Below are 4,318 nucleotides of genomic sequence, written 5' to 3'. Positions count from 1 at the left end.
TGGTAAGTGTCCCGAAAGCGCGCCTCTTCGGCAAGATGCAGCTTCGGATGCCGTTCGAACAAGGTTTTCAGCGACACCTGCAATTCGAGCCGGGCGAGCGGCGCGCCGATGCAGAAATGGATACCGGCGCCGAAGGAGACGTTCTTCTGGTCGGCACGGTCGGGCCGGAAGGCGAGGGGATCGGCGAAGGCGCGTGGGTCATGATTGGCCATGCCCAGCAGCAGCCCGATCGTCTGGCCCGGCTGCACGACGATGCCGGGCGCGACCTCGATCTCCTGATAGGCATAGCGCGCGAACATGTGCAGCGGCGCGTCGAAGCGCAGGCATTCCTCGACCGTTGCCGCGGTCGCCTCGGGCGAACCGAAGAAGCGGCTGACATCGCCGCCTTGCAAAAGGATCGAGCGGACGGCATTGCCGGTCTGATGCACGGTCGCTTCATGGCCGGCATTGAGCAGCAGGATCGCCGAGGACACCATCTCGTCCTCCGACAGCCTCTCACCGTCCTCCTGCGCCGAGATCAGCAGCGACAACAGGTCGTCGCCGGGATTCCGGCGTCGCTCGGTGACGTAGCCTCGCAGGAAATCGGCAAATTCGCTCGCCGCGCGGTTGGCCGTCTCCTCGATCGCGCGTGTGCGGCCATGCATGTACATGGCGACCATCTGGTGCGACCAGTCGAGCAGTTGCGGCCCCATTTCGACCGGGACGCCCAGCATTTCGGCAATGATGGTGATCGGCAAGGGCGCCGCGAAAGCAGGCAACAGGTCGACCGTCTTGCCTGGTTCGAAACGGTCGATCAACTCGTTGGCCAAAGCCTCGACACGCGGCCGCAGCCGTTCGACCTGGCGCGAGACGAAGGCCCGGTTGACCAGTGTTCTCAGCCGCGTGTGCACCGGCGGCTCCAGTTCCAGCATCGAATTGGCTTCGATGCCGTCGAAGGCCCTGAGATGGCTGCGGTCCTGTCCAATGCCGCGGCTGTCTGGAATGCCGGCCGGGTTCTGGCGGCCGAAGCGGCGATCGCGCAGCAGCCGGTTGACGTCGTCGAAACCGCCAAAGCACCAGAAGCCGAATTCTTCCCAGAAGAATGCATTGGATACGCCGTGCAGGAAGGCATAGGCATCATAAGGGTTTTGGAAAAAAGCCGGCTCGTGCGGGTCAAGCCGCAGATGTCGAGTGGCTGGATCAAAGGCCAGGGCGGTAAGCGTCAATTTGCTCATGCCAGACCAATAGCGCAGCTTGCCAGCCTGGTTCCAGACCGTATGTTGGCGCCCGCAATCCAATACGTTGAGCCAGCCGACCGGCTGCGGAAAGTCTGATTTGATGAATGTGATCGTTGTCGGCGCGGGTATTGCCGGTCTCTCGACGGCGTGGTCTCTGGTCAAGGCCGGCCACAGCGTTTCGATCGTCGAGCAAGGGCCGATCCCAAACCCGATGGCCGCGTCGGGCGACCATCATCGCATCATCCGCCGCGCCTACCGCGCGGGGACCGGCTATGGCCGGCTGATCACCGAAGCCTACCACGCCTGGGACGAGATGTGGGCCGATCTCGGCGAAAGCCACCTCGATCCCAGAGGATTTGTCTGCATTTCGCGCGAGCCGGGCGACGAGGCCGAGGAATATCGCGAGGGTCTGGAAGAAGGCAATTTTCCGTTCGAATTGCTGGAGCCGGATGCAGCCGTGATGCGCTGGCCGTTTCTGGAAGCCGGGTCGTTTCGCTACGCCTATTTCTCAACCGAAGGCGGCGCCCTGCATTGCCGCAAGATCGCGTCCGGCCTGGCAAAGTGGCTGCGCGCCAACGGCGCCAATGTCTACGAAAATAGCAAGGTCGTCGAAGTCGACGCCGAAGCCGGCCACATCGTGCTCGAAAGCGGTGAGACCATGCAGGCCGACCGCATCGTTGTCGCCGCCGGCGCCTGGGTGCTAAAACTGTTTCCGGAGCTGGACGGCGAGCTGAAGACCTATCGAACCGCACTTGCCTATGTCGAACCGCCGGCCGACCTCGAGGCGGCCTGGCAGGCGGCACCGGTCGTCCTCGATGTCGGCGGCGCGATCGACGGCTATGTGATCCCGCCCTCCGGCGGCGCCGGCATGAAATTCGGGTCCGGGCTGCACAGGGTGCCGACCAGCGACGCCGATTGGAACCGTCAGCCGGTGGCGGGCGAGGGCGAGGCGATCCGCAACCTGTTTTCGCCGCCGATCGACCGCATCGCGGAGTATCGTGTGACCGAGGTCGTCACCTGCGCCTACACTTTCACATCAGACGAAAAATTCATGGCGCATGAAAAGGGCAAATGCCTTGTTGTCTCGGCATGCTCCGGCCACGGCTACAAGTTCGGCGCGGCGGTCGGCAGGCGCGTTGCCGCTGCTGTCGGCGATGGGGATATTGCCGGCTTGAAGGCATGGCTGCGGGCGGAGGTCGCCTGAGCGCCGCCGGGGGTGACCTAATTCTGGCAATGCCTGGGAATATGCACCCGCCGCCAGCCCGATGAACCCTCGCGAACCAGCACACGACGCGCGACGGTCTGGTAGGAGGCGGGAACATCGATGATGCGCCTTTGCTCCGGCCGCACCAGCACCTCCTGGGCGATCCTGTCGTATTGTGCGGGGATGACCACGCGCCGCGTGCGTTCGGGCTGGATCACCACGGTTTTGGCAACACGTTCGTAGCGCGCCTTGTGCCAGACCTTGCACAGCACTTTGCGGCCATGGATGACGCGCCATTCCCAGGAATAGCCGCCGCCATCGATTCGGACCGTACGGTAGACCGTGCGGGTGACGGCCGGCACGATCTGGTAGGTCACTTGCGCCGGAACGGTCATCACGACGCGCTCGCGCGTGCCATAGATAGGGGCGATATAGTCGACCTGCTGACCGGGCGGACTGATCATCACGTCTTCATAGACCGTGTCGTAGACGGCCGGACTGCGGACCGGCTCATAACATTCGACGGCGCGGCCGCCGGCCGCCGTCTGCGAAATCGTGCCGAGCATGGTCAGCCCGGCGATGATGAAGCATGCGGTTTTCCCGGGCATGACACTTCCCCTGTTGAACTCTACGCATAAGTTCAACGCTGAATTGTAGAGGAAGCCGTCTCGGAAAAAAGCGGTTTCGGCGCATTTCGTTAAGTGACGCGGTTAAGAAACTGCTACCTTGCGCGGCCGGCCATGCGGCTCCAGACCCGCGGAAGCATCCGCCGCCGCGAATCCTTGGTCAGAAAGCTTGATTCGACTTACCCAGATGGCTAGGAGGGGTCGGCCTTGCACAAGGATGAGCCGGCATCCTATTTACGGAATAACGATCCAGAACCGATTCTGCCCGATCTGCCGGCATTCCCGGCGCCGGAATCCCACCGCGAGATAAGAGATATCTGATGAAGAACCCCGTCGAAACCTACATGAACCTCGTTCCGATGGTGGTCGAACAGACCAATCGCGGCGAGCGGGCCTACGACATTTTCTCGCGCCTCCTCAAGGAGCGCATCATTTTCATCACCGGTCCGGTCGAGGACGGCATGGCGACGCTGGTCTGCGCGCAGCTTTTGTTCCTCGAAGCCGAGAATCCGAAGAAGGAAATCAATCTCTACATCAATTCGCCGGGCGGCGTCGTCACCTCGGGCATGGCGATCTACGACACCATGCAGTTCATCAAGCCGGCCGTGTCGACGCTCTGCATCGGCCAGGCGGCTTCGATGGGTTCGCTGCTCCTGACCGCCGGTCACAAGGACATGCGCTTTGCCACGCCGAACGCCCGCATCATGGTTCACCAGCCTTCCGGCGGCTTCCAGGGCCAGGCGTCCGACATCGAGCGCCATGCCCTGGATATCATCAAGCTGAAGCGTCGCCTCAACGAGGTCTACGTCAAGCACACCGGCAAGAGCTACGAAGAGATCGAGAAAACGCTCGACCGCGACCATTTCATGACCGCCGACGAAGCCAAGGATTTCGGCCTCATCGACAAGGTCATTTCGTCGCGCGAGGCGGCCGAAGGGGCGCTGGCATAAAGGCAAGTTGGCAGTTGGATGGCACCATCACGCGCTTTTGGCGCGTCTTGCGGCATTTCGGCCACAATTGGCTGTTCCCTCGGGGGACAGGATTGCCTACGTTAAGGCTATGTTGAGTTTCGGCGGCTTAGCTTTATGCGGGGTTGTCGCGAATCATTGCCACGTTTTCTGATTTGTGTTTCGTACGGAATGCGTTGCGGGAGCCGGGACACACTGGCGGCGGCGGATTCCCGCGATAGATAGAGTATGCGCCCTTTCAGCCAGACCATCGGCGGGCGGCCATGAAAGGACATGAAAATGAGCAAGGTCGGCAACAACAGC

5 protein-coding genes (1 of these 5 cut by a window edge) are annotated in these 4,318 nt (G+C 62.1%); 3 read left to right on the top strand and 2 right to left on the bottom strand.

Annotated features, from left to right (window positions below; translation table 11 throughout):
* A partial coding sequence (locus EOC06_RS16065; protein ID WP_245469649.1) for a cytochrome P450 occupies positions 1-1,214 on the bottom strand: 1,214 nt, incomplete at its 3' end.
* Positions 1,215-1,317: 103 nt separating this feature from the next.
* Here EOC06_RS16065 and EOC06_RS16060 point away from each other — a divergent pair.
* Positions 1,318-2,421 carry an FAD-binding oxidoreductase gene (locus EOC06_RS16060; RefSeq protein WP_128308226.1) on the top strand — a complete coding sequence of 368 codons (1,104 nt, stop codon included), beginning with the start codon at positions 1,318-1,320 and terminating at the stop codon, positions 2,419-2,421.
* Between the two features lie 17 nt (positions 2,422-2,438).
* Here EOC06_RS16060 and EOC06_RS16055 read toward each other — a convergent pair whose 3' ends face one another.
* The gene (locus tag EOC06_RS16055; protein ID WP_128308225.1) at positions 2,439-3,029 is read right to left on the bottom strand and encodes a hypothetical protein; all 591 of its coding nucleotides are present in this window, start codon (positions 3,027-3,029) and stop codon (positions 2,439-2,441) included.
* 338 nt (positions 3,030-3,367) lie between these two features.
* On the opposite strand from EOC06_RS16055, the gene clpP reads away from it, so the two are divergent.
* Entirely contained in the window at positions 3,368-3,997 is a 630-nt protein-coding gene (gene clpP, locus EOC06_RS16050; RefSeq protein WP_013532191.1) for an ATP-dependent Clp endopeptidase proteolytic subunit ClpP, read from the top strand.
* Between the two features lie 297 nt (positions 3,998-4,294).
* On the top strand, positions 4,295-4,318 hold the 5' end (the start) of the coding sequence (gene clpX, locus EOC06_RS16045) for an ATP-dependent Clp protease ATP-binding subunit ClpX (protein WP_128308224.1). Its footprint extends 1,239 nt past the window's final position; only the first 24 of its 1,263 coding nucleotides appear in the window; its start codon is at positions 4,295-4,297; its stop codon lies off the right edge, out of view.

The organism is Mesorhizobium sp. M7A.F.Ca.MR.362.00.0.0 (assembly GCF_004023175.1).
Lineage (GTDB): Bacteria > Pseudomonadota > Alphaproteobacteria > Rhizobiales > Rhizobiaceae > Mesorhizobium.
The sequence above is the reverse complement of the archived record's forward strand: the minus strand, read 5'-3'. Positions and strand labels throughout refer to the sequence as shown.

Bases quoted from the DNA above. Each gene is read 5' to 3' on its own strand.
- EOC06_RS16060 (WP_128308226.1), top strand. From the start codon at position 1,318: ATGAATGTGATCGTTGTCGGCGCGGGTATTGCCGGTCTCTCGACGGCG.
- EOC06_RS16055 (WP_128308225.1), bottom strand. From the start codon at position 3,029: ATGCCCGGGAAAACCGCATGCTTCATCATCGCCGGGCTGACCATGCTC.
- clpP (WP_013532191.1), top strand. From the start codon at position 3,368: ATGAAGAACCCCGTCGAAACCTACATGAACCTCGTTCCGATGGTGGTC.